A 22,035-nucleotide genomic window follows, 5' to 3' on the forward strand; every position below is an offset into this window, starting at 1 on the left:
GTTCAGACCGTGGCGCGGACGCTGCGCGTCACGTCTTCAAGCGTGGTTTCACCCGCAAGCGCTGCCCTTAGACCCGCCGTGAAAAGCGGCTCCATTCCGGCCGCGATTGCGGCGCGCTCTATGGCCAGATGATCGGCGCGCTCGAAAATCAGCTTTTCGATGGTTTCATCGGGTTCAAGCAGCTCAGCGATGGCAAGACGACCCAGATACCCCGTCTGTCGGCAATGCGGGCAGCCTGTTGCCTGATAGAGGGTGACTGGTGCGCCATTGGTGAGCGCGCGCAGACCCAGACGGTCGATCAACGCGTCGGGCGGTGTGTGGCCTGTCTTGCAATGCGGGCAGAGCCGTCTGACCAGACGCTGCGCCAGAACGCCACGCAGCACGGCGGTCATGAGATAGTCTTCCACCCCCATGTCACGCAGGCGGATCACGGCGGCAGAGGCGGAGTTCGTATGGAGCGTGGACAGAACCAGATGGCCGGTCAGTGCGGCCTGCACCGCAATCTGCGCCGTCTCGCCATCGCGTATCTCGCCCACCATGATCACATCAGGGTCCTGACGCAGGATGGAACGGAGCAGGGCTGCAAAACTGAGCCCGATCTGGGGTTTGACCTGAACCTGGTTGATCCCGGCCAGTTGGTATTCGATCGGGTCTTCGATCGTGACCAGCTTGCGTGTGACGGCATTGAGATCGGTCAGGCCCGTATAGAGCGTGGTGGTCTTGCCAGAGCCTGTGGGGCCAGTGACGAGCACGATGCCATTGGGCAGGGCCAGCAGGTCACGCAATCTCGCGACAAGTTTGTCGGAAAGGCCGAGTGTCGCATAGTCGAAGCGCACGCTGGAGCGGTCGAGCACGCGCAGGACGAGTGTTTCGCCATGAAGCGAGGGGATGGTCGATACACGGAAATCGATTTCATGGCCGCGTACGGCAAGCTTGATACGCCCATCCTGAGGCAGGCGCCTTTCGGCGATATCGAGCCGCGCCATGATCTTGACGCGCGACAGAACGGCCGGAATGAGCTGCGCTGAAAGCGTCTCTACTTCATGAAGAACGCCGTCATAGCGATAGCGCACACGCAGCCTGTCTTCGAAGGGCTCGATATGAATATCGGAGGCGCGTGTCTCGACGGCGCGGCTGATGATCTGGTTGACGAGGCGTATGACAGGGGCTTCGGAAGCGAGATCCTTCAGCCGCTCTGCATCGTCTTCGAGGGGTGCCTCATCCTGGGTGTCGCTGGGGGGTTCGGCTACGTCTCGCGGATAGAGGCGGTCGAGCGCGGCCTCAAGTTCGAGGGGGAGAGCGACATGGGGCGCAATCGTCAGGCCGGTTGCGGCTTCGAGTGCGTCGGGAGTGAAGCTGTCGAGTGGGTCGCGCATCGCAAGGCGCAGCGTATCGCCCTCGACGCCCAGAGGCACGACATGGGCGTCGCGCAGAAAACGCGTCGAGAGGGTCTCTGACAGGACCGGTTCTGGCGGGTAGTGTGCAGCAGAAGCCTGAGGCAGGGCCAGCAGCTCGGCATAGCTTGCTGCCATGAGCCCTTCTGACACCAGACCGAGCTGGAGCAGGATATGGTCAAGCCGACCGCCACTTTGCTCGGCAGCGCGTTCGGCGCGTTCTATGGCGCGGCGATCGCAGCGTCCGGTTTCGACGAGCAGGGCGGAGAGGGCATCGAGTGCCTGGTCAGGCATAGGCGAGGCCTGAGGTCTCGATCAGCCATCCCCCCCAGAGGGCCAGAGAAAGACCCGGGCCGAGCGGGATTTTCATGGCGCCTTTCAGCCTGCCTTTTGTGCTGATTGCCGCCGCGATGAGGGTCATGATGGCGGCGGAACCGATGATTTCGGGCAGAAGAAGAGGTCCCAGCCAGCCGCCCCCTGCAGCGATCAGCTTCGCATCGCCACCACCCAACCCCTCGCGATGGCGCAGCGCACGGTAAAGCGTCGCCAGCCCCTCGAAGACGAGCCATGACAGCAGGGCTGTAAGGGTGTGGATGTGAAAATTCGTTCTGCCCTGAAGGGCTGCAAAGAGAAGACCGACGCCAAGAAGGGGCTGGGTCAGATAATCAGGCAAGGTATGGCTGCGCAGATCTATGGCCGCCAATAGCAGCAGCACCCATCCGAATAGACAGCCCTGTGCCATGATGTGGATCGAGCTGTTGCCTGTGGGGTCGAAATGCGTTGCCAGATCGGCGCTTCCGGCGACGACCAGGGCAGCGACTTCCATGAGCGGATGGAATTTGTCGATCGGCGCCTGGCACTGGCGGCAACGGCCTTTCTGCACGGCGTAGCTCACGAGCGGGATGAGTTCGCAAACCCTGAGCACGCCATTGCAGAACGGACAGCGCGACCGGTTGAAGAATGGTGACCGCCCTTCGGGCAGGCGCCAGGCAAGCACACCGAGGAATGACCCGATAAAGGGGGAGGAGATGACGAGCGATGTCGTGATGGACGGCAAGGCGATCATGGCGCTCTCACGGATTGCAGATCATTGAGGAACGGTCATTGGTGATGTTCTTCGCGCCTCCTGAACACAGATCGTACTCATGATTGGGACGTTCGGAGGGGGCTGTGTAGAGATAGGGATGATGCCACGGGTCCTTGGGTTCGGCGCCATCCTTCAGATAGGGGCCATTCCAGTTTTCGGCGCCCTGCGGGCGCTCGATCAGGGCATGAAGCCCTTCTTCGGTGCTGGGATACGTGCCCATGTCGAGACGATAGAGATCGAGAACCTCGCCCAGACGCTGGATGGACTGATGCGCGACCGAATTACGCGCGCCACCAAGCTGGCGCAGGGCTGCCGGCGCAACAAGCCCGATCAGCAGGCCCAGAATGGCAATGACAACCAGCAATTCGAGCAGGGTGAAACCTGCTTCTTCTGTCTGGGGCTTGCGGCGGGTTTTTGGCGCCTGCGCCTTGCATGAATGTGCTAGCGTGCGGAAAAAGCGCATCAGAATCGATCCCGATATAAAAAGGAAGGGCCATGGCTGTTGCCTATGCCAGCTGCATGATTTTCGTTGCGTCTCTGTACCACTTGCCGCCTCGAATCCTGCCTTCCATCCTTGCGGTTGAAAACGGTCAAAGCGGCCTTGTGCATCATAACAGTAACGGAACGGACGATCTGGGCCTGATGCAGGTCAATACGCGCTGGCTTGAGCCGATTGCGCAGTTTACACATGCTGCGCCCGCGATCGTTTACCGCCGTTTGCTGACGCAGCCCTGTTATAATATCAGTGCAGCGGGCGCGATCATGCGTCTTTACCTGAACGAGACCCATGGTGATCTGATGAGGGCGATCGGTAATTATCATTCGCATACGCTCACCCTCAACCTTGCTTACCAGCAGCGCGTGCTTGGCTCGGCGCGGCGTCTTTTCCAGCCCCTGCATCCCTGAGTGCCTTTTCAGGGAGCCAGATCTGCAACATGCAGCGTGTCCGCAAGGGTGGGTGCGCCAGTGGCGAAAAGGGTCATGTCGTTGCTGTTTTCCTGCGGGAAAATCAGATCTGTCATGCGCAGGTCTCCTCCGTTGGCAAATAGCTCGACCGAATTGCGATCAACCACAATATGAAGCGTTATCGTATCGTTCCGTGGAGCCAGTTGGGCAATATGAACAAGGCTGAAATTGGACGAAAAACCGGTTTTTCCTGAATGTCTGCGGTCCAGGGTCAGGAGATGGGTGGCGAAATCATAGCTGATCCGGGTTCCTTCCTTTCCGTCTGCCGACTGTCGTAGCACGAGCCCCGCCTTGCCTCTGCCTGCGCTTTTCAGAGTGACGGCGATATCCTGCACACTGCTCTTCATGGCCAGATGCCAGCTTGCCCCGGCAGCGAGACGCCGTGCCGTAAAATTCCGGCCCGGATGCGCCTGCGCGAAGTGCTCGTATTCCGGCGCGGGGTTCTGCTGAAGGGTGATCGCGCCATGGTCGCTGCGCAGCGAAAGACTGACGGGCAATGTCATCTGGCCTCGCCAGGGTGAGGTGGGCAGCTTGTCGGCATAAGCCCAGTTGCTCATCCAGCTGATCAGGCGCGGGCGCTGATCGGGGGCATTGGCAAAGCGTATGGCAGCATAATTATCGGCTCCATGATCGAGCCAGCGATAGGCTGCGGGGTCTGCGCCTTCCTGTGGCAGATTATCCGGGGTGAATTTTGTACCGTCGAAATGGCCGACGAAATACTGCACACCCGACCCGCCAGCGATGCTCCAGGGATTGACGCTGACAATCATGACCCAGCGTAGATCGTGGTCATTGTCGTCGAGAGGCAAGGGGATGAGAAGGGGCATTTCCCATAGCATGCCGGGCTTGCGATAGCCCGAGGGCTGGAAGTCGCTCAGGAAATCCCAGTGCAGCAGATCGGTCGAGCGGTAGAGCTTCACGACCTGCGCGTCGGCGACCACGGTCGTCATCACCCAGTATTTTCCGGGGGCGTACCAGATGACGGATGGGTCACGAAACTGACGGGAGTCAGGATGAAGCGTGAGAACCGGGTTGCCCTCATGAGGCACAAAGGAACGTCCCTGATCGGGACTCAGGGCGACAGACTGGGCCTGGGTTCCATCGGGATGGGCGGGATCGCCGCTGAATACGGTGGTGTAAAGCGCGAGCAGAGGGGGAGAGGCCGCCGTGCCGAGGCCCGAGCGATTGTCGCGGTCATAGACGACCGACCCCGAAAAAATATCATGGCCTTGTGTGGCGGGCAGGGCGACGGGCTGCTCCTGCCAATGGAGCAGATCGGGACTGGTGGCATGACCCCAGGAGGTATGTCCCCAGACCATGCCGTCCGGGTTGCACTGATAATAGAGATGCCATGTGCCATTGAGAAAGAACGGGCCGTTCGGGTCGTTCATCCAGTGGGCGGAGGGCGTGTAATGCAGGGCTGGTCGCCAGAGAGCCGTATCGGGCAAGGGATCGGTCGCTGGTGCCGCCTGTGCCGGAGCAATCGACAGGGCGACAAGGGCCAGTGGCGCAGCGAAACTGCGGAGCCGCCTTGCGATAATCCGTGTCGGCTTCAGCGTGAAGGGTGGGAGAACGGAAGCAAGCCGCAGCATCGTCACCTGCCAGGTCGAGGGAAATAAGGTCTGCGCGTCGTAACGCGCAGACCGGGCTCGAGGTTACTGGCTTGCGTTGAGGAAGGAACGCATGCGCGTGTTGGTATCCGCACTCAACTGGGTCTTCTGGCTGATCAGATCCTGAATGAACCCGACGACATTGATCGCGGCGCGATTGGCCGAGATGTCGCCATAGCCACCGAGGCCGTTATTGCCATAGCGCGTATCGACAACCGAGGCGTCGCCCCGCAGGCGAACCTTGACGGTGGGTGACAGCGCGCCGCCACGACGGCCTTCGACGGTATCGATGAAGGACTCCACGAGCCCGTCCGGCATCACGTAATGCGAGTAGGACTGGAAGGCGCGCGGGTTCTGGTTCGGGTTGGCGTCGTAATCGGTGCCAGCCGCCTCGTTGAGGTCGGTCGGGTTGCCGAGCATGAGGCCCGAGCCATAATTCATGGGCTGGAAGTCGCTGCGGATGCCATTGCCGACAAAGCCATAGACACCGTCAGGTCCATCCACGCCAGCCGCATAGGTGGTGCGATGGCTGATCGTGAAGATGTAATATTTGCCGTCCTTGATATACATCTGGGGACGTTCGGTCTGGTCATTCACGCAATTGGCGGAAATCAGCGGCGGCAGGAATTTCCATTTCGAGAGTGAGGAATCCTCAGCGACTGCCAGGCCGATATTGGCCTTCTGGTAATAGGCGCCGGTCGAGAGTACCTGCTGCACCGTTTCCGCATGCGGATCATTGGTGCGATAGCCGAGGTCTTCTGCCGTGCAATCAGCCGTGCCGCGCTGGCCAGCCGTATTGCCCTCGAAGACCATGTAGTTCACGCCCGGATGCTGCGGATCTTCAAAGGTGAACGGGTCGCGGAAATTGTAATACGGGTTCTGTGCGCCGTTCTGATAGAGGACGCCATCAGGGCGCAGCAGCGGCGTATGGGTTGTGAAGCCCGTAAACCAGACATGGTTGAAATCGGCATGAATCTGACCAAGGCTCTGGGTGATCACTGCCTGCGAGGGCGTGATGTCCTGACCTGCCGCATTCCGGTTGAAGGCCATGTCCGTATAGAACAGCGAAACCTTGTTGCTCGTGGGGTCAAGCAGGCGCATCGAGCCTGACCATTCGGCTGTGATGGTGTAATCCGTGCCTGCGAAGACCTGCTCCTGCGCTCCCTCAGGGATCAGATGGCCACCATAGATCCAGCCACCATTGGCCGGGCGCCGACTGGCAGGAACACCGGCACGGCGATAGAAATAGCCGATGCGGGCATGGGTATGACGATCGTCGAAGCCATAACCCGCATTCTTGTCAGCGGTCAGGCAGAAAATGACTTCCCAGCCATTATAGCTGAACTGGTTGGCCTTCTTGTCGATGAGCGTCCAGGTGTCCCAGACCCATACATCGGGGTTGGTTGCCGGGAAATCGGCCGGGACATCAGGCATGACGAGTTGCTGCGGCAGGGAGTTCTGGCCGGCGGCGACTGACGTGTCGGAATGCGCCTTGATCTGCATGGCATCGGCACGGGTCCATTTGGCCGTGAAGCTGTCCTGCGGGTCATAGGCTTTTTGCGAGTGAACGGTCGGAAGCGGAAACCCGGGGACGCCATTGAGGGAACTTCCGGGAAAAAGACGACCACCATGGGGCATCATGCCGGGCCGTGGCGCCACGCGTAACGATTCACGCAAGGCATCCGGGCTGATCTGTGCGCGTGCCGACTGGCCCGCAAATGTTGCGACCGTGGAACCGGCAAGCAACAGGGTGAGCAAGGATCGCGTTCTGGTTTTGTTCGTCTTTTCGCCCTCGAAAGTTGAGATTGTCCGGCGCAGGCGTTCTGCGAAGTCGCAATGAGGGAAGGGATGATTATTTCTTGGTCGCCAATGATCCCGGCCGTTCATCGCCTAGAGACTTGATCACGATTCCGTTATGAGAGTCAATCGCACTTTAACGACAGTTTAATGGCAAAAACCTGACGGATTTGAGGCGATAAAAGGCGGCGTTTATAATCAATGTTACTCGTGATATGGCGAGATATATTCAGGAGTGAGTCTCACTTATAGAAAATTCGTTTAATTTATTTAAAATAACGATATAAATAGTATTTTATAAATTTCTGTATTTTTTAGAGTCATCATGTGGTTATTTGTTCGTATTTTTTGCAAAATGAAACCAAGAACAATAGTGAGTATTTTTGTATTCTCTTATTTACCATCGCTCATTATCGATGGGGATATCGTCATATCTCGGGTCTTCGGAGCATAATTCATCCTTTGCGTAGTTCTTTCCTGAGGGCGAGCCGATTCAGTGCCTCAGGATCCCATTTTCCCACCTTCTAGGGAATGCATCGGCGGCCTTGCCGAGCAGCCAGGCAGGCATTCCCGTCTCCGTTGGGCGTTTCCAGCTCGGTCGGAATGGCGAAATGGATGCTTGTTCAAAGTCGGGGGTAGGCTCGCGCTGGTGACGCAGGCCTTCTGGCAGTTTGTGCGTTGCGTCGGCTTGTGAAGAGCAACGAAAGCGACGACGCGGAATGCCTCGCATGCGAGAGACGATCGGTTTCGATGGGGGGGAGTGTCCTTGTCTCGCTAGAGGGGCCTGGAGCTGATTTGTCCCGACTTTTGAATCGGGAGTCGACTGAGCAACCCCATAACCGGACGTTCCATATCCCAGGAGGGATTACTTCTCTTGCCGGGATGGAGGGGCAGCGTTTGCTGCTTCGTGTCTGCGCTGCTTGTAATGTCTGGGATATGAAAAACACACAAACCTAAAATATGGGTTTCACCTCAGGTCTCGGCGAACCTGTGCGCCTCTCGAGCGTGTAGGGCCTACGGCGGTGCAATCATGACTGCCGCTGGGGGGAATCCCGCTATGAATATTCTTGTTCTGATTGTGATCGTGCTCCTGCTTCTTGGCACTTTCGGTGGTTATGGCGGCTGGTATGGCACGGCCTGGACCGGCTATGGCGCAGGCGGTGGTGTCGGGCTGATCGTTCTGATCTTGGTGATCCTGATCCTGATGGGCAGGCTGTAAGATCTGCCATTAACGAGAGAGAGATTTTTTTGATTTTCCCTCCGTCCCGGTTCTCGGTCACGCTTGATGACCGCTGGCCGGGGCGGGCTCGATCCAGCCTGAAAGGGCGAGTACCCTGCATTTTGTGGGGTTGATCTGAACGCAAGTGCAGGGCAGCTCCGCATCTTCGCACTGGCATATCGCATCATCTTCTGCTTTCTTCTGCCCCCCGATTCGGGATTTCGCGTGATCTTGTGTTGAAAAGCCCCTGAGGCGAATTCTATGAAATCAGGGATAAAACACGTTATGGAACAAGTAACGGTGAACATTCAGCGGGGCAGATCTGATGGCAGGCGAGACAATAGCAGAGAAACCGTCCATTACTGACGTGGCGGGGGACGCGCTGCGTCAGGCTCTGATCGGCACCTGGGAGCTTATCGCCTATAGCGTCGAGGAGCGCGATACGGCCTGTCTGGTTCCTGCCATGGGTGAGGCACCGCGTGGGCGTGTCATCTTTACCCAGGACGGATGGGTCGCCTTCAATCTGGAGGGGGAGGGCAGAGTGCCTGCCCGCAACGATGCCGATCGCGCCGCCCTGCTCCAGACGCTTGTTTCGTATATCGGTCGCTTCCGTATTGAGGGTAATGCCTGGATCACCCAGATCGAGACGGCCTGGGTGCCTGAATGGGTCGGGTCCGAACAGAAGCGTTTCGTTTCTCTCTCCGGTGACATCGCCAACGTCACCACGCCTTGGCGGCACATGCCCAACTGGGCGCCAGAGAAACTGACCCGCAGCCTTATCCGCTTTCGCAGGATTGCCTCATAGGGATAGCCGCGCGCAGCGTCTTTCGACCCGTGGGTCGGCTTCTAGAGTCTTGAACGCGGCGTCTTGAGCTTGATAACATAGGCGATGACAGCGGCGACCGGTTTGAAGAATTCCGGCGGGATTTCGGTATCCAGCGGCAGGGCATAGAGACCCCGGGCCAGTGGGGGGCTGTTGACGATGGGGACGCGCGCGTCCTGAGCGGCTTCCCTGATTCGGGCGGCCAGCTCGTCTGCCCCTTTTGCTACAATCTTGGGGGCTGCGGCTTCCGAACTCTCATATGACAATGCCACGGCGTAATGGGTCGGGTTTGTGACCACAACCGTGGCTTTCTTGACGGACTGGATCATGCGTTGGCGGGCGCGGCGCATACGGATCTGGGCCCGCTTTGCCTTGATCTTGGGGTCGCCATCTTCCTGTTTTGTTTCGTCCTTGATGTCCTGATGGCTCATGCGCAGCTTTTGCAGGCGGCTGTAGCGTGTCCAGAGTTCATCGAGCCCTGCGATAAAGGCCTGCACCAGAAGAATGATGAGTGTCGCATAGGTGAACCACGAAATCATCTCGTAGGTCAGGCGACGCAGGGTCCATCTTTCGGCCTCGGGGGCAATATGCAGCGTGCCTGAGGCGATGGTGTAAAGCACGATGCCGAAAATCAGGAATTTTGCCAGGCTTTTGAGTAGCTCGATCAGGTTGCGCATGCTGAACACGCGTTTGAAACCAGCCAGCGGGGAAAGCCGCGTGATATCGGGCGTCAGGGCCTGTGGCCTGAACAGGAACTGGGTCTGGAACATGCTGAAAACGATAACGACCACAAAGCTGACGACCACCAGAGGGGCCATGAGGAGAAACCCCTCATTCAGGGCCTGACGGATGACAAAGCCGATCGAGGCCATGTCGTCGATGGGGGTCGAGAAATGTTCGATCAGGCCGTGCATATGCGCGACGAAGCGTGTGGCCGATGCGGCGCCAGCCAGGGAAAAGACAGCAAGAAAGGCTCCCAGAACGAGCAGCATCTGGGTTTCGCGCGATTGCGCGACATTGCCCTCTTCTCTTGCCTTGGCGAGGCGTCGCCCCGTAGGGGCCTGTGTGCGATCTTCGCTGCTGCTGTCTTCAGCCATCAGAGCGTCGCCGCTTCGCCGGGCGCATCAGTGCGGCGCATGAAGACCCGGAAGTTCCGAAAGTGATTCCTGCATACGTTCCTGCCAGACGCCTGTGATCACCTGGATCAGCAGGGCAATGAGCAGCACGCCGCCGAGAAGCTGGGCGGGCATGGCGATGCCATAAACCTGAATGGAGGGCATCAATCGGTTCAGCACCCCCAGCATGGCGGGCCATAGCGTGCCGATCAGCACGAAAGGCGCGGCATATTGAAAGCCCAGCTTGAAGCTCAGCGCAGTGGTGGTGACGATTGCCTTGGCCATATCGTTGAAAAGTGGCGTCTGGCCGGGAGGAAAGACGTCATACGAGCCGGTCAGCGCCGCGAGGGGGAGAACATATAAGCCGGTGGAGAGAAAAAGAACGGGAATGAGAGACGATGCCATATGGCTGATGGCGGTACTCGACGCGCCAAGATCGGGGTCTGGCTGCAACACGCTCGCCAGCCCGGTGAAGGTGGCGATGAACTGCATGGCAATTACCAGCGACATAGCCAGCAGACGCGCAATGAGACCAATGAAAATACCGACCAGCAGCTCCTGGCCGACTGTCACCACCAGCAATGAGGGATTTGTCAGTATCGCCGTGGCGATGGGCATGAGATGCGGTTGCTCGACCGGCATGATCAGAAGTGACACAGCGAGCGCCACCCCCGCACGCACGACCATGGGTGAAGAGCTTTCTCCAAAGCCCGGTGCTGTCATGACCAGCGCGCTGACCCGGCACAGGGTCAGAACGAACAGCGCAGAGAGAGCGGGCAGCGGGAGATCGTTCACGGTGCAAGCCTCTGGTGCGGTGTCGAACCAATCATGCTGGCTTGCCTCATGATCCCCCGGCGATAACCATCTGATCAAAGATGAGCATGGCATAGCTGTGCAGCGTTGCGTAAAGAAACGAGCTCGTCAGCATGAGCGCGGCTGTGGCGGCAATGAATTTCGGGACGAAAGAGAGTGTCGCCTCATTGACCTGCGTGACGGCCTGAAAGAGCGAAACAAGAATGCCTGCGGCAAGAGAGGCCAGAAGCGACGGCGCGCCCATCTTGACCGCAACAAACAGGCTTTGTTGCAGAATTTCGTGAATATCGACCGAGGGCTGCATCGTGGCCCTGTGTCAGACAGACATCTTCATGATGTCCTGATAGGCCTGTACAAAGCGGTCGCGCACCGTGGTCACGGTCTGCAAGGTGAGTTTCGCCTCCGCGACCGAGGTGGCGATATCGGTAAGATCACCGCCGCCGGACAGGCCGGTCGCTGCTTTCGTTTCCGCAGTCTTGCCTACCTGGATCGCATTTTTCATCGCGTCGCCAAGCACATTGCTGAAGCTGGTCACGCTGTCTTCTGATTCTGCGCTCTTCGCCGTCGGGTTCAGATTGGTCTGCAGCGTGCGTTGCGTCTGGCCATAGGCGTTCAATGCGTCGAAACTACGGGTCATAACGTCACTGATCATGGGCCTGCACCGGATTTATCTTGGATTGTGACGATCAGGGTCTGTCGCCTCACGCTGATGTTCGTAACGTGATCCAACCGGTCGGGCAACCGGTTTCATATTCTCAAAAAAAATTTTGCACTGCGCGTTGATACGTCGTCAGATAATGACGCTTTTTAAACACATCCTGTGCAAGAGCCCTTACTGCAAGGCTGTATTTCCAATACGATCCTGCCATGTGGTTACAAACGATAATCGAGGGGCGGTCGGGTGCTTGAAACGCGAAAATTTCAGTTGCGCGCGCGCCTTGCCGCCAACGCCGTGATTTTTCTTACAGGGATGGCCCTTGCAACACCTGTGGGGGCGCATGCGGCTACGGGAGAAGGCACCACTTATCATGGCAATGGAGACAGCATGCGGTGCCCATCCGGCATCGTGCGTATTGCAGAGATCCAGACCTTTGTGCAGAATCCGCAACCGCATGCTGACCCTCAGCCGATAGGATCCGCCTCTGTTGAGGTCTGCGCTGACAACGAGACGAAGTATATCGATATCGTAACGCGTGGTGCGCCTGATGACGTTGCCAATAATGGGCAACAAGGCCACAAATCGGGGGTTGATGGGACGATTCAGATTCATGGTCGCACGGCGCAGCTGAACGCGAATATATATATTCCGCTGAGTGACGCGGATTATACGCAGTGCGCGCGTCAGGATGACAGCGGGCAGGACGGCAGTTGCAAGCCACATGCGCAGGTTGTCAGCTTTACTGGCACCTGGGTTTTTTCTTTGGGGAAATGGGCGACGTTTCGAACGGGCGCCGATTCGGCTGGCTCGCCTGTCGTTATTGCGGCGCGTGTTCTGAGCGGGCCTGTGGAATAGCTTTCCGAAGCGGTTCGGAATTGCAGTCCGGGATATCGGAAAGAGCAAGGGAAACCCTCGCCTCATCATGAGGCGAGGGTTTTTGTCATTCTTACTGGAAGAGCGACAGGATGTTCTGCGACTGCGAGTTGGCGATCGTCAGCGACTTGATGGCCAGCGACTGCTTGGTCTGCAGCGAGGTCAGCTTGGCGCTGGCGGCAGACATGTCAGCGTCGGTCAGGGCGCCGATGCCGTTGGTCAGGTTGTCGGAGATGGTCGAGCCGTAGGTGCTCATGTTCTTGATGACGTTGCTGTTGGCGCCGAGCGTCGAGGTAACGAAGGTCATGGCCTTGATGGCTGCCTGCACCTGGGCGATCATGTCAGAGACATTGCCGGTACCCTTGAGGGTGCCGGAGCCTTCGAACACGTTGGTCGTCGGGTTGACGCCAGCGGTGCTGCTGGAGGTAAGGCCGAGGGCGTCGGTCAGGCTCGTGCCAGCGGTGCCAGCCTGGAAAGCGGTGCCGGTGCCGAAGACAGACGGTGCGCCTGCGATGGACGAGCCACCCATATAGGAAGCGATGGCGGCGTTGAACCCGGTGATGGTGGTCTGGTCACCCTGCAGGCCGGTGACATATTTCAGGTCGCTGGCGGTGATGCCCAGACCGTCGCTGGTGGCACCCGAGATCAGGTTGACGCCATTGAAGGTGGCATTGCGCGAGATGGTGTCGATCTGCTGAAGCAGGCCGGTGATCTGCGTGCCGATCTGGTCGAGGGCGGCGGGGCTGCCCTGGTTGTTGCCGAGCGAAGTCACGGCGTTCTGAACGCTGTTGAGCACGCTGATGATCTGGTTGACGGCAGTGCTGGTCGAGCTGACCGTCTGCGCGGCAAAGGAGAGGCCGTCATTGACTGCGGACTGGCCGGAAACATTGCCCTGCATCTGCTGGGCAATGCCGTAGGCAGCGGCGTTGTCAGCGGCGCTCGAGACCTTCAGGCCGGTCGAGATGGTGTTTTCTGCACTGCTCAGGGCGGACTGCGTGGCGTTCAGGGTCTGAACGGCAACCATCGCCGAGGCATTGGTGTTGATCGAAAGGCTCATCGAATTTCTCCTGGTGCTTGCCCAGATATCGGGCCACGCAAACACCATAAATCCCGAAATGGATAAGAGAAGATTACCAAAAACGGCAGAATTGGCATGGTGCACCCGATCTTATGCCAGTGCGAAATCCCAGCGATAGAGATCTGCTAAGGGTGCGGCAGGATCAGGAAGTTGCCTGCGGGCCTCGTCGGCATCGAGCAAAGGAGTGATTGTATCGAGGGTGTGGGAAATTTCGTCGAGGCTCAATCCGGATCTGTGCTCATGTCCTCGGGGTAAGATTGCGCGGGGAAGACCGATCGTGCATGCTTGGGGAATTATATGGCTGCACACAACTCATCTGAATTTGTCGAGGTGACCTGCCTTTGAGGGAACCGAAGCCATAGGCATCATTTTTTCTCGGATAGAAGCAGTGGATAAATTTTTCATCAGTCTTGAGCGCACGCCTGCACGAACGGAGCGCTTTCTGCAGGCTAATGCTCATATCCCCGGCCTTGTTCATGCTCCTGGCATTGACGGTTCGGCGATGGATGTTGATGCCATGAGAAAGATGGGGCTGATACATCCTGAGTGCAGTTTCACTCGGGGTGCTTTGGGTTCAGGGCTCACACATATCGCTCTCTGGGGGGCGGTTGCGAAGAATGAGCGCGCCGCGCATATATTTGAGGACGATGCCTTTTTGTGTCGTAATTTTGATGAAGAGAGCGCGTCCATCCTTGCCCAGGTCGAGCCTGATTGGGATATAGTACTGTGGGGAAATAATCCCGATACGACACTGAAATTTCATATGCTTCCGGGTATCTCGCCCTGTATTGTGACGCAATCACAAGATGAGGTAAGGAAAAATATAAATAATTATTCTGGAAAGATGGTAAAATCCGCTCCGTTCAGACTCGAGCATACTTTCGGTATATGCGGGTATGCAATATCGCCGAAGGGCGCCAAATTGATGTTGGAGAAATGCTTGCCGCTACGTGACGAGGTTGTCTCCTACGACTCCTTGGGTGGAAGAAATATTACTACATCGTCAGTCGATCATCTGATGAATATGTTTTACGCGGGAATGCAGGCCTTCACGAGCTTCCCGCCCCTATGTTTGACCGATAATATGACTGAGAAATCGCTCAATACCTAGAGTCCGCTAGAAACGGGCAATGAGAAGGCCGGAAATTCGTAATGGGCGCCGTTGGTCAGGCAATTTTTCGCGCTTTCATACGTTTTGCGTGTGAGGGTAACACTTGGCGCAGCGTTCGCTTCGCGCAAAAGCGCCTTCCCGCCAGTGTCTGTCGGCCTCGTTGAGGTGAGAAGCTGGGAAGCACTATTAACGTAGACTAAGCCTCGGCGTGGTATGCGCTGCTAGTCGGGGCACTTTCGATTTTCGATTGGACTGAAGCGCGGCGCTTTGAGGTGGAAATACGAAAACCAAGGCAAGAGCGCGAGGATGTTAGGACCTTGCCTTGTGGAAAAGAAGCGCAAATCGACTATGAATTGGGGGATTGTTTATGGATATTAAAAATCAGTTCGTCTCAGATGAAAACGCAAAAAATTCGGTACAGTCCTCGTCTCTTGATGGCATATCCGTTTTTCTTCCAGAAACATATTCTCAGGACGGGGAAGATCTCATCGTTGCTTCCCTGTTGCGGGCGCAAATGCAGCGCGAAAAACGTGAGATGAGCGACGTGATTTACGTTGAGATAGGAGCAAACCACCCGATTTCGACCAGCAATACCTATCTCCTTTATAAGAAATACGGAGCGAGGGGCGTTCTGGTGGAAGCTGATCCTCGTCTGATTTCCGATCTGCAAAAAGTAAGACCGAGGGACGCAATCGTTCAATGTGCGATATCTGACTCAGATCGGGAAGAGGTCGTCTTTTACGTAGGGCAGACGTCTGAATTATCCTCCATGAATGCCGCGCATATCCATAGTTTCGGTGATTTTTCCGGGTACGGTGGAATTTCACATGAAATCAGAGTTCCTAATATACATGTCAATAGGCTTATGAAAGAAGTTGGCAACGTCGATTTTCTTTCTATTGATTGTGAGGGATTGGACTTCGATATTATAAAATCCATAGATTTTGAATCTTACAAGCCATATATTATTCAGTGCGAGCCCAGCGAACATTTCTCAGAAGGTAATACTCGTAAAATAATCAATTATATGGAGAGTCGCTCTTATAAGTTGCAAGCACAAACAGGAATAAACCTTATATTTACCAGAGTTAATTTTTAAGGGTATTGTGGAGCATATATCGCGTTCCTGCTCCCAGGCCGGATATTGCGATAAGCACTAAATACGCTTCATCCATCGGCGGGAGTATATAAAAGCTTCTCCGAGATCGACGGATGAGCGTTTCGCTACGGCATGTTTTTCTGTTTTGCGACATCGGCCCGCTGTCCGTAGCCCTTCACGAGGCGCCATCAGCGGGGTCACCCAGCCGATTATGCAGTCAACGAGTTGTTGATGCGAGAGATCAACCGGTCCATCGGTGGCCAATGATCACTGGCCCTAACCGCGAACTGCGGCTTCACCTGCAACCACGTCTTGATGATGCCTCCACTGGTTGCCTCGCAGCCCGCTCCACCCGAAATATGGCCAGAACTGTGCCTGATCGGCAGTTGTCCGCCATCCGCATTGATGCGCTCACAACCCATGAGTGTTCCGTAGCGTCAAAATTCAGTATTTCTGCCTTGTGCATCCCGGTCTCGATGGTCTGAGACGGCGAACGGCATATGTGTCTGCGGGGCCATCAGAATATGTTCTGCATGAGGTAGAGTGAGCCGTGAGCACCTCCTGCTCTCTGCCTGAGTGAGCAAGATACCGCAGTGCATCGACGATCCCGCGAAGAACCGCTGTCCTTTGCGGCCAAACAGCTGCACCGGAGGCACAAACGGAGATCTATGCCTTCCGCCTTCTATCGACGGACGCGAGGCGTTTCGTCTGACGCGCGATATGCCACTTGCAGCGAGACCATTCGTCTAAGCTCCTGAAAACCCGGTATCTCGGATTTCCAGAAGCGCGTAAGTGTTTTTAGTTGTGTTACAGCTACAGAACTTAAGCGGTATGATTATTTTTAGGGTCGAAACAGATGAAAGGATGGTCAAAAAAATGGAGCCATAATCTCTCCATGATATGTCCCGCCATTCCGGCGGAACGCACAAAAGTCAGAGCCTTAATATAGATATCTCGTTCTACTGAATGAATGGCCTGATTCCGGACGCCGAATATGGCTCCGTAGGAAAACTCACCGAATGTAGCGTTAAGCGCTTTCTCCCGAACTCGGTAATGACCTATCTTTTCGAAGAAATCGGCAGCAATATTAATGCCATTTTTCACGCCGAAAGTCTCGAAGTAGAGCCGGGAAATGAGGAAAGCACCCTCGTCGAAGGACTGGATTGGCCCCCAATTGAACAGCGAGAATATTTCGTTTCTGGCAACGGCATGGTTGTTTGCGAAATATTTTTGTAAAGTGCTCTGGGGAGGGTAGCCTGGTTTCCACTGTGAAGCATATCCCCACACATCTCCCGAAAATTCATGAGACAACAAGGCAAGGAAATTCTCAGAGTGATCGAAGGGATCGCCCTGAGAAAACACGGTGTAGGAATCGTCGTTTTCCACATTACAAATCATATGGAGTAAATAAGTGTCAGACTCTTTCCCTACATTTTCAAGATCTATGTATTTATAGACATTATTCGTTATCTCGGGACTGACATTTTTAGGACCTTTATTGTATAAAAAAATTTTATAACAATCTGGTATATTTTTTATCCAGTCTATATTCTCGTTATATCTCGATATGACAATGCTTGGCATTATAAAATTAGACCTTTTTCTGGTGTGGAGTGGAAAGCTCTAGCCTCATGTTTATTCTTGGTCGATTCACGAAGAGGCTTTCCGCCAAGATTGAAAATCTGTTTTATTTTGTGGACGGTGACTGAAAAATATTTTCCATCAACATCTCTATTTTGCTCAATTTTGTTTTTATTTCTAAATTTTCCGCCTCTATCTTTGTGTGCGACTGGTAGATTGCGCTGACAATTTCGTTTTTCGCGCGGTCTATCTTCTCGAGAAGGAGATGAATTCCTCCTAGGGCGCTTGGATCATCAGTGAGATGACGCCTGACAAGAGAATTTCGATATAGAGTTTGATATAAATTGTGTTTATCGACTCCAGCGCGGACGCTATTGCTATAAATACTATCTTCTTTCGGTCTCTGATAGTAATAAGATAGTTCTTTGTCTATTGTCCCTATGTCTCCTGTCAGGAACACTCTGATATTATAGTCCCAGTCGCCAAGGACGGGGAGGCTGTCATTAAATTTTCCCACGATTTGGGCAACCGAACTGCGGATTAACATGCTTATCGGTGGGGAAATATTGCGGGAAAGCAAGTCGCAGGCATCTACAAATGGTTTCCATTGCGACCACTTCTCGCGAAACAACTCTACGGCCCTGTTATCCTCAACGATCTCATGTATGACGACGCAATTCGTGACAACTGCTGCGAATTCTCGGTTTTTATGCAGATATGCGACAGTTTCTGCCAGAAAGTCAGGGTGCCAGGCATCGTCGTCGTCGTGAACGACAATGAAACTCTCGCCAACTAAGGATAGAGCGCAGTTCGAGGCGGCCTCCATGCCGAGACTTTGCTCATTCTGCAAAATCTTGACCTTGCTCGTGAGGCCAAGTTTATACCTGTCAACCACCTCCTCGAAGGAAGGACCATCCCCCCCGTCATTGACGAGGTAGAGAATCCAGTTGTGATGGGTTTGATTCAGGACGCTTGCAATGGCTCTGGACAGCAAGATGGGACGATCTTTTGTTCGCATAATGATCGCGACGCTGTCCCCGCCTCCATCATTTTCCCAACGTCTAACGCTCGGGAAAAGCTTCTGCTTATCGTTGCCTGTACGCTGCATGATCTGACCTGTTTTGGAGATGGAAAGCTTAATGAAACTGTCTGAGGCGACGTTCACCCAGGTGAGACATCAGCGCAAAGGCTAATTTTTGAAAAATCTCTCGATGGGCATGGTTGTTATCCTGCCAGGACTTCAGGGTGCCAACAGGCCATGGCGCCGATCGTATCCTGGCGACCATTTCATCGAGGTCGGCGGGAACGTTCTCATTGATTAGGGATCTATAAGTGTGATGCTCGAACGTCGGGCAATGTTTTATGGAGCCCAGTAGCTTGAGTTCTTCGTCAGACGGCGAGCAAAAAACAGAGTGCATGGCTGCGATCGCTGCGGGGACCGTAGCGTAAGTGCTATCGAGAGGGCCGACAGATTCACTCGTTGACCATTTTTCCAGCGCCTCCATGACACCTTTTTGAAACGGCGCAACAACCAGATCATATTGTTGCAATTCGGCGGTATTCTCAGTGCATAGAGGTAACCATGTATTCCCCTGCTTCCTGTAGCTGATGACACTTCCGCCTCTGGCAGAATGCAGGGTTTCCAGAATATCCACGCCGTTCCGCAAGTGAACCTGATGGTCAAAGGGTGTGAAGCCGCAACCGAAAGCACTGAGCATGCGACCAGCACGGTAGTGATTGCCGGAGGACGGGTCGGACAGGCCGTAATAAAACCCCGATACTAGGTTTTTGCGGCCGTGATGTCGGATGATCTGATTGATTGAGCATTGAAGAGTCCCAGCCCAGCCCAAATCCACTATGGCCGCATCGGTTTTCGAAAAAAGACCTTCCTGATCAAGATAACCGATCACAGAATCGTAGTTGTTTTTCAATCCGTAATAGATCAGTGACGCATTTCTTTGCAGTAGCTCAGCAAGTTTCTTGGCGTCGTCGTGAGAGAAAGTGCTATTGAACGAGGAAAAGAGGTTTTGAGCTTCTCTCTTGAAGAAGATTCTCTCTTTCTCACCTAATTCGATACGATCCAAAACGTCATTTACGGTTAAATTTCCATACGTCTTGCAGTAAAATTCTACCAGTTCTCGCGATAGTTTGTGTGGGGTGCTGGTGCAGTATCCCATAGCCAGGTTCAAGGGACGGCGGGAGACGTGGAGGTAGCTCGATGTTACGGGACCAGATGTGTATTTTTCAGCAATATCCCACCCCTTCTGGATCAGATATCCATCTCGTGCGCAGAAATAGAGATGCTGAATTTTTTCGCTTTGTACCTTTTCTGCCAGCCAGTCGACGAATGCTCTGACGATTAGGCTACCCCAGGACGCTCCGAGAGTGTGCCACCACTCTTCATGAAAACGCTTCTCCCGGCCAACGCTCGATAAATGGGCACTTCGATGCAGAATGGAGAACGGCACAATATCAGGCGTCAGATCGGCGCCTACGCGTCTTTCGGACCGCATTCTCCCGTAATAGATCGAGTTGAAGCCATGTGCACGGGGCATGTTGACATCCCCTGCTAGGTCATCTCCGATGTGCAAGATGCGTGTATTTTCACCAAATCTATGCCTGATCAGGGACCATAGGCTTCCGCTGGCTTTTGTATGCAGTAATTCGCTGGAGACCAGTATATCCTGCCAATCGCTGTAGCCACATTTTTCAAGTATGCGACCTATCGTATCAGCAGAATGATACATATCGCTTATGAATAATACGGAAACATTTTTCTCGCGCAGAGAATTGAATAAGGTTTTCATGTCGAAATTGGGGACGCATATGTCCAGCTCAAATTCAATTTCCAATTCTTTTGCTTTTTGTTCGAAAGCAAAGTTAGAGGAAATAAACTTTTTTAATTCTGCGTAAATATCCTCAAAAGTAACTTCTATCTTCCCTACCTTTTGCGCAAGATGTCGTGCCGAACGCTCGGCATTTTCCCGCGCGAGGGCAAACCCTCGCGCTTGAGCGCCAAATATATCGATCAACGATTTTTCGACGACGGCCATGACATCGACAGGACTGTCAACGATCCTGGTGATGGCAGTATCGAAAACGTCAAAAGAAATAAAATTGAAGTTGGAAGATTCGTTACATATGTCGTCGATTAGCTTTTTATCGGGAAACCAGTTTTTTTCGTTGTTATGATAAATGGCAGCAGATTTATTAACTAAATCTTTAAAAGACATGATAAAGCTCAACGAATGTCATTGGGCTAAGATCATATCGCGGCAGGGTGATGAAAACCAGCGCATTTCGTGCGTGAAGTGAAACGTTGCCGAATTTAAAGGAAGGTTGATCGAAGGTCTGCGTCTTGTCGCGCAAACTGAATGAGCCTTCGAATTCGAAAGATGGGACATTTCCCACAGCGAAGGTTTACGGTCGAGCCTAATGCTCACTGAGGCGAGGGGGCTTTCGCGGTCGTGGTGCGCGCGTCAGGATGACAGCGGGCAGGACGGCAGTTGCAAGCCACATGCGCAGGTTGTCAGCTTTACTGGCACCTGGGTTTTTTCTTTGGGGAAATGGGCGACGTTTCGAACGGGCGCCGATTCGGCTGGCTCGCCTGTCGTTATTGCGGCGCGTGTTCTGAGCGGGCCTGTGGAATAGCTTTCCGAAGCGGTTCGGAATTGCAGTCCGGGATATCGGAAAGAGCAAGGGAAACCCTCGCCTCATCATGAGGCGAGGGTTTTTGTCATTCTTACTGGAAGAGCGACAGGATGTTCTGCGACTGCGAGTTGGCGATCGTCAGCGACTTGATGGCCAGCGACTGCTTGGTCTGCAGCGAGGTCAGCTTGGCGCTGGCGGCAGACATGTCAGCGTCGGTCAGGGCGCCGATGCCGTTGGTCAGGTTGTCGGAGATGGTCGAGCCGTAGGTGCTCATGTTCTTGATGACGTTGCTGTTGGCGCCGAGCGTCGAGGTAACGAAGGTCATGGCCTTGATGGCTGCCTGCACCTGGGCGATCATGTCAGAGACATTGCCGGTACCCTTGAGGGTGCCGGAGCCTTCGAACACGTTGGTCGTCGGGTTGACGCCAGCGGTGCTGCTGGAGGTAAGGCCGAGGGCGTCGGTCAGGCTCGTGCCAGCGGTGCCAGCCTGGAAAGCGGTGCCGGTGCCGAAGACAGACGGTGCGCCTGCGATGGACGAGCCACCCATATAGGAAGCGATGGCGGCGTTGAACCCGGTGATGGTGGTCTGGTCACCCTGCAGGCCGGTGACATATTTCAGGTCGCTGGCGGTGATGCCCAGACCGTCGCTGGTGGCACCCGAGATCAGGTTGACGCCATTGAAGGTGGCATTGCGCGAGATGGTGTCGATCTGCTGAAGCAGGCCGGTGATCTGCGTGCCGATCTGGTCGAGGGCGGCGGGGCTGCCCTGGTTGTTGCCGAGCGAAGTCACGGCGTTCTGAACGCTGTTGAGCACGCTGATGATCTGGTTGACGGCAGTGCTGGTCGAGCTGACCGTCTGCGCGGCAAAGGAGAGGCCGTCATTGACTGCGGACTGGCCGGAAACATTGCCCTGCATCTGCTGGGCAATGCCGTAGGCAGCGGCGTTGTCAGCGGCGCTCGAGACCTTCAGGCCGGTCGAGATGGTGTTTTCTGCACTGCTCAGGGCGGACTGCGTGGCGTTCAGGGTCTGAACGGCAACCATCGCCGAGGCATTGGTGTTGATCGAAAGGCTCATCGAATTTCTCCTGGTGCTTGCCCAGATATCGGGCCACGCAAACACCATAAATCCCGAAATGGATAAGAGAAGATTACCAAAAACG

The 22,035-nt window shown here is 55.0% G+C and carries 20 protein-coding genes; 6 read left to right on the forward strand and 14 right to left on the reverse strand.

The features are described from left to right. Nucleotides 1-2 precede the first annotated feature (2 nt). From AAID99_RS14160 to gspG, 3 genes are read right to left on the reverse strand one after another with little or no spacing between them, the layout of a single operon-like run. Complete coding sequence (locus AAID99_RS14160) at nucleotides 3-1,688, reverse strand: GspE/PulE family protein (protein WP_498494208.1); 1,686 nt, start codon at nucleotides 1,686-1,688, stop codon at nucleotides 3-5. Continuing rightward, complete coding sequence (locus AAID99_RS14165) at nucleotides 1,681-2,460, reverse strand: prepilin peptidase (RefSeq protein WP_498494209.1); 780 nt, start codon at nucleotides 2,458-2,460, stop codon at nucleotides 1,681-1,683. Before AAID99_RS14165 ends, AAID99_RS14160 begins: the two co-directional genes overlap by 8 nt. A 7-nt stretch (nucleotides 2,461-2,467) precedes the next feature. Continuing rightward, nucleotides 2,468-2,944 carry a type II secretion system major pseudopilin GspG gene (gspG, locus tag AAID99_RS14170; protein ID WP_188426814.1) on the reverse strand — a complete coding sequence of 159 codons (477 nt, stop codon included), beginning with the start codon at nucleotides 2,942-2,944 and terminating at the stop codon, nucleotides 2,468-2,470. Nucleotides 2,945-2,976: 32 nt separating this feature from the next. Between gspG and AAID99_RS14175 the strand changes: the two genes are divergently transcribed. Then, nucleotides 2,977-3,387, forward strand: coding sequence for a lytic transglycosylase domain-containing protein (locus tag AAID99_RS14175; RefSeq protein WP_188426815.1), 411 nt, complete (start codon nucleotides 2,977-2,979; stop codon nucleotides 3,385-3,387). 8 nt (nucleotides 3,388-3,395) lie between these two features. Here AAID99_RS14175 and AAID99_RS14180 read toward each other — a convergent pair whose 3' ends face one another. Both AAID99_RS14180 and AAID99_RS14185 read right to left on the reverse strand, forming a co-directional pair. Further along, nucleotides 3,396-5,039: a glycoside hydrolase family 32 protein gene (locus AAID99_RS14180; RefSeq protein WP_498494211.1), complete on the reverse strand. Its 1,644-nt coding sequence runs from the start codon at nucleotides 5,037-5,039 to the stop codon at nucleotides 3,396-3,398. Between the two features lie 63 nt (nucleotides 5,040-5,102). Further along, entirely contained in the window at nucleotides 5,103-6,863 is a 1,761-nt protein-coding gene (locus tag AAID99_RS14185; protein WP_498494308.1) for a glycoside hydrolase family 68 protein, read from the reverse strand. Between the two features lie 1,048 nt (nucleotides 6,864-7,911). Between AAID99_RS14185 and AAID99_RS14190 the strand changes: the two genes are divergently transcribed. Both AAID99_RS14190 and AAID99_RS14195 read left to right on the forward strand, forming a co-directional pair. Continuing rightward, complete coding sequence (locus tag AAID99_RS14190; protein WP_188426818.1) at nucleotides 7,912-8,073, forward strand: DUF3309 family protein; 162 nt, start codon at nucleotides 7,912-7,914, stop codon at nucleotides 8,071-8,073. A gap of 325 nt (nucleotides 8,074-8,398) precedes the next feature. Further along, nucleotides 8,399-8,878: a lipocalin-like domain-containing protein gene (locus AAID99_RS14195; RefSeq protein ID WP_188426819.1), complete on the forward strand. Its 480-nt coding sequence runs from the start codon at nucleotides 8,399-8,401 to the stop codon at nucleotides 8,876-8,878. 41 nt (nucleotides 8,879-8,919) lie between these two features. Here the strand turns inward: AAID99_RS14195 and AAID99_RS14200 are convergent, their stop codons facing one another. From AAID99_RS14200 to fliE, 4 genes are read right to left on the reverse strand one after another with little or no spacing between them, the layout of a single operon-like run. Next, the gene (locus AAID99_RS14200; RefSeq protein ID WP_188426820.1) at nucleotides 8,920-9,993 is read right to left on the reverse strand and encodes an EscU/YscU/HrcU family type III secretion system export apparatus switch protein; all 1,074 of its coding nucleotides are present in this window, start codon (nucleotides 9,991-9,993) and stop codon (nucleotides 8,920-8,922) included. Nucleotides 9,994-10,020: 27 nt separating this feature from the next. Next, on the reverse strand, nucleotides 10,021-10,806 hold the full coding sequence (locus tag AAID99_RS14205; RefSeq protein WP_498494212.1) for a flagellar biosynthetic protein FliR: 786 nt from the start codon (nucleotides 10,804-10,806) through the stop codon (nucleotides 10,021-10,023). Nucleotides 10,807-10,852: 46 nt separating this feature from the next. Then, nucleotides 10,853-11,128 carry a flagellar biosynthetic protein FliQ gene (locus AAID99_RS14210; protein ID WP_188426821.1) on the reverse strand — a complete coding sequence of 92 codons (276 nt, stop codon included), beginning with the start codon at nucleotides 11,126-11,128 and terminating at the stop codon, nucleotides 10,853-10,855. Nucleotides 11,129-11,140: 12 nt separating this feature from the next. Further along, complete coding sequence (gene fliE, locus AAID99_RS14215) at nucleotides 11,141-11,476, reverse strand: flagellar hook-basal body complex protein FliE (RefSeq protein ID WP_188426822.1); 336 nt, start codon at nucleotides 11,474-11,476, stop codon at nucleotides 11,141-11,143. A 393-nt stretch (nucleotides 11,477-11,869) separates the two neighbouring features. On the opposite strand from fliE, the gene AAID99_RS14220 reads away from it, so the two are divergent. After that, a complete protein-coding gene (locus AAID99_RS14220; RefSeq protein WP_332350379.1) occupies nucleotides 11,870-12,337 on the forward strand; it encodes a hypothetical protein in 468 nt (155 codons plus the stop codon). A 91-nt stretch (nucleotides 12,338-12,428) separates the two neighbouring features. On the opposite strand, the gene AAID99_RS14225 is transcribed toward AAID99_RS14220, so the two are convergent. After that, nucleotides 12,429-13,412: a flagellin N-terminal helical domain-containing protein gene (locus AAID99_RS14225; protein WP_264784228.1), complete on the reverse strand. Its 984-nt coding sequence runs from the start codon at nucleotides 13,410-13,412 to the stop codon at nucleotides 12,429-12,431. 409 nt (nucleotides 13,413-13,821) lie between these two features. Between AAID99_RS14225 and AAID99_RS14230 the strand changes: the two genes are divergently transcribed. Next, complete coding sequence (locus tag AAID99_RS14230) at nucleotides 13,822-14,544, forward strand: glycosyltransferase family 25 protein (protein WP_498494214.1); 723 nt, start codon at nucleotides 13,822-13,824, stop codon at nucleotides 14,542-14,544. 367 nt (nucleotides 14,545-14,911) lie between these two features. Beyond that, nucleotides 14,912-15,643: an FkbM family methyltransferase gene (locus AAID99_RS14235; protein ID WP_498494216.1), complete on the forward strand. Its 732-nt coding sequence runs from the start codon at nucleotides 14,912-14,914 to the stop codon at nucleotides 15,641-15,643. Nucleotides 15,644-16,465: 822 nt separating this feature from the next. Here the strand turns inward: AAID99_RS14235 and AAID99_RS14240 are convergent. The 4 genes from AAID99_RS14240 to AAID99_RS14255 all read right to left on the reverse strand — a co-directional run bounded on the left by AAID99_RS14240 (nucleotide 16,466) and on the right by AAID99_RS14255 (nucleotide 21,950). Continuing rightward, nucleotides 16,466-17,029, reverse strand: a complete 564-nt coding sequence (locus tag AAID99_RS14240; protein WP_498494218.1) for a hypothetical protein — start codon at nucleotides 17,027-17,029, stop codon at nucleotides 16,466-16,468. Nucleotides 17,030-17,330: 301 nt separating this feature from the next. Continuing rightward, the gene (locus AAID99_RS14245; protein WP_332350389.1) at nucleotides 17,331-18,332 is read right to left on the reverse strand and encodes a glycosyltransferase family A protein; all 1,002 of its coding nucleotides are present in this window, start codon (nucleotides 18,330-18,332) and stop codon (nucleotides 17,331-17,333) included. A gap of 28 nt (nucleotides 18,333-18,360) precedes the next feature. Then, nucleotides 18,361-20,457 (reverse strand): hypothetical protein, encoded by a 2,097-nt coding sequence (locus AAID99_RS14250; RefSeq protein ID WP_498494219.1) that lies wholly within the window; start codon nucleotides 20,455-20,457, stop codon nucleotides 18,361-18,363. A gap of 509 nt (nucleotides 20,458-20,966) precedes the next feature. Further along, complete coding sequence (locus AAID99_RS14255; protein WP_264784228.1) at nucleotides 20,967-21,950, reverse strand: flagellin N-terminal helical domain-containing protein; 984 nt, start codon at nucleotides 21,948-21,950, stop codon at nucleotides 20,967-20,969. Between the last annotated feature and the right edge of the window lie 85 nt (nucleotides 21,951-22,035).

The organism is Asaia sp. Ae19-3 (assembly GCF_059801175.1).

Excerpts from the sequence above, each read along its gene's own strand:
- AAID99_RS14160 (WP_498494208.1), bottom strand. The coding sequence starts at position 1,688 with ATGCCTGACCAGGCACTCGATGCCCTCTCCGCCCTGCTCGTCGAAACC.
- AAID99_RS14165 (WP_498494209.1), bottom strand. The coding sequence starts at position 2,460 with ATGATCGCCTTGCCGTCCATCACGACATCGCTCGTCATCTCCTCCCCC.
- gspG (WP_188426814.1), bottom strand. The coding sequence starts at position 2,944 with ATGCGCTTTTTCCGCACGCTAGCACATTCATGCAAGGCGCAGGCGCCA.
- AAID99_RS14175 (WP_188426815.1), top strand. The coding sequence starts at position 2,977 with ATGGCTGTTGCCTATGCCAGCTGCATGATTTTCGTTGCGTCTCTGTAC.
- AAID99_RS14180 (WP_498494211.1), bottom strand. The coding sequence starts at position 5,039 with ATGCTGCGGCTTGCTTCCGTTCTCCCACCCTTCACGCTGAAGCCGACA.
- AAID99_RS14190 (WP_188426818.1), top strand. The coding sequence starts at position 7,912 with ATGAATATTCTTGTTCTGATTGTGATCGTGCTCCTGCTTCTTGGCACT.
- AAID99_RS14195 (WP_188426819.1), top strand. The coding sequence starts at position 8,399 with ATGGCAGGCGAGACAATAGCAGAGAAACCGTCCATTACTGACGTGGCG.
- AAID99_RS14200 (WP_188426820.1), bottom strand. The coding sequence starts at position 9,993 with ATGGCTGAAGACAGCAGCAGCGAAGATCGCACACAGGCCCCTACGGGG.
- AAID99_RS14210 (WP_188426821.1), bottom strand. The coding sequence starts at position 11,128 with ATGCAGCCCTCGGTCGATATTCACGAAATTCTGCAACAAAGCCTGTTT.
- fliE (WP_188426822.1), bottom strand. The coding sequence starts at position 11,476 with ATGATCAGTGACGTTATGACCCGTAGTTTCGACGCATTGAACGCCTAT.
- AAID99_RS14220 (WP_332350379.1), top strand. The coding sequence starts at position 11,870 with ATGCGGTGCCCATCCGGCATCGTGCGTATTGCAGAGATCCAGACCTTT.
- AAID99_RS14225 (WP_264784228.1), bottom strand. The coding sequence starts at position 13,412 with ATGAGCCTTTCGATCAACACCAATGCCTCGGCGATGGTTGCCGTTCAG.
- AAID99_RS14235 (WP_498494216.1), top strand. The coding sequence starts at position 14,912 with ATGGATATTAAAAATCAGTTCGTCTCAGATGAAAACGCAAAAAATTCG.
- AAID99_RS14245 (WP_332350389.1), bottom strand. The coding sequence starts at position 18,332 with ATGCAGCGTACAGGCAACGATAAGCAGAAGCTTTTCCCGAGCGTTAGA.
- AAID99_RS14250 (WP_498494219.1), bottom strand. The coding sequence starts at position 20,457 with ATGTCTTTTAAAGATTTAGTTAATAAATCTGCTGCCATTTATCATAAC.
- AAID99_RS14255 (WP_264784228.1), bottom strand. The coding sequence starts at position 21,950 with ATGAGCCTTTCGATCAACACCAATGCCTCGGCGATGGTTGCCGTTCAG.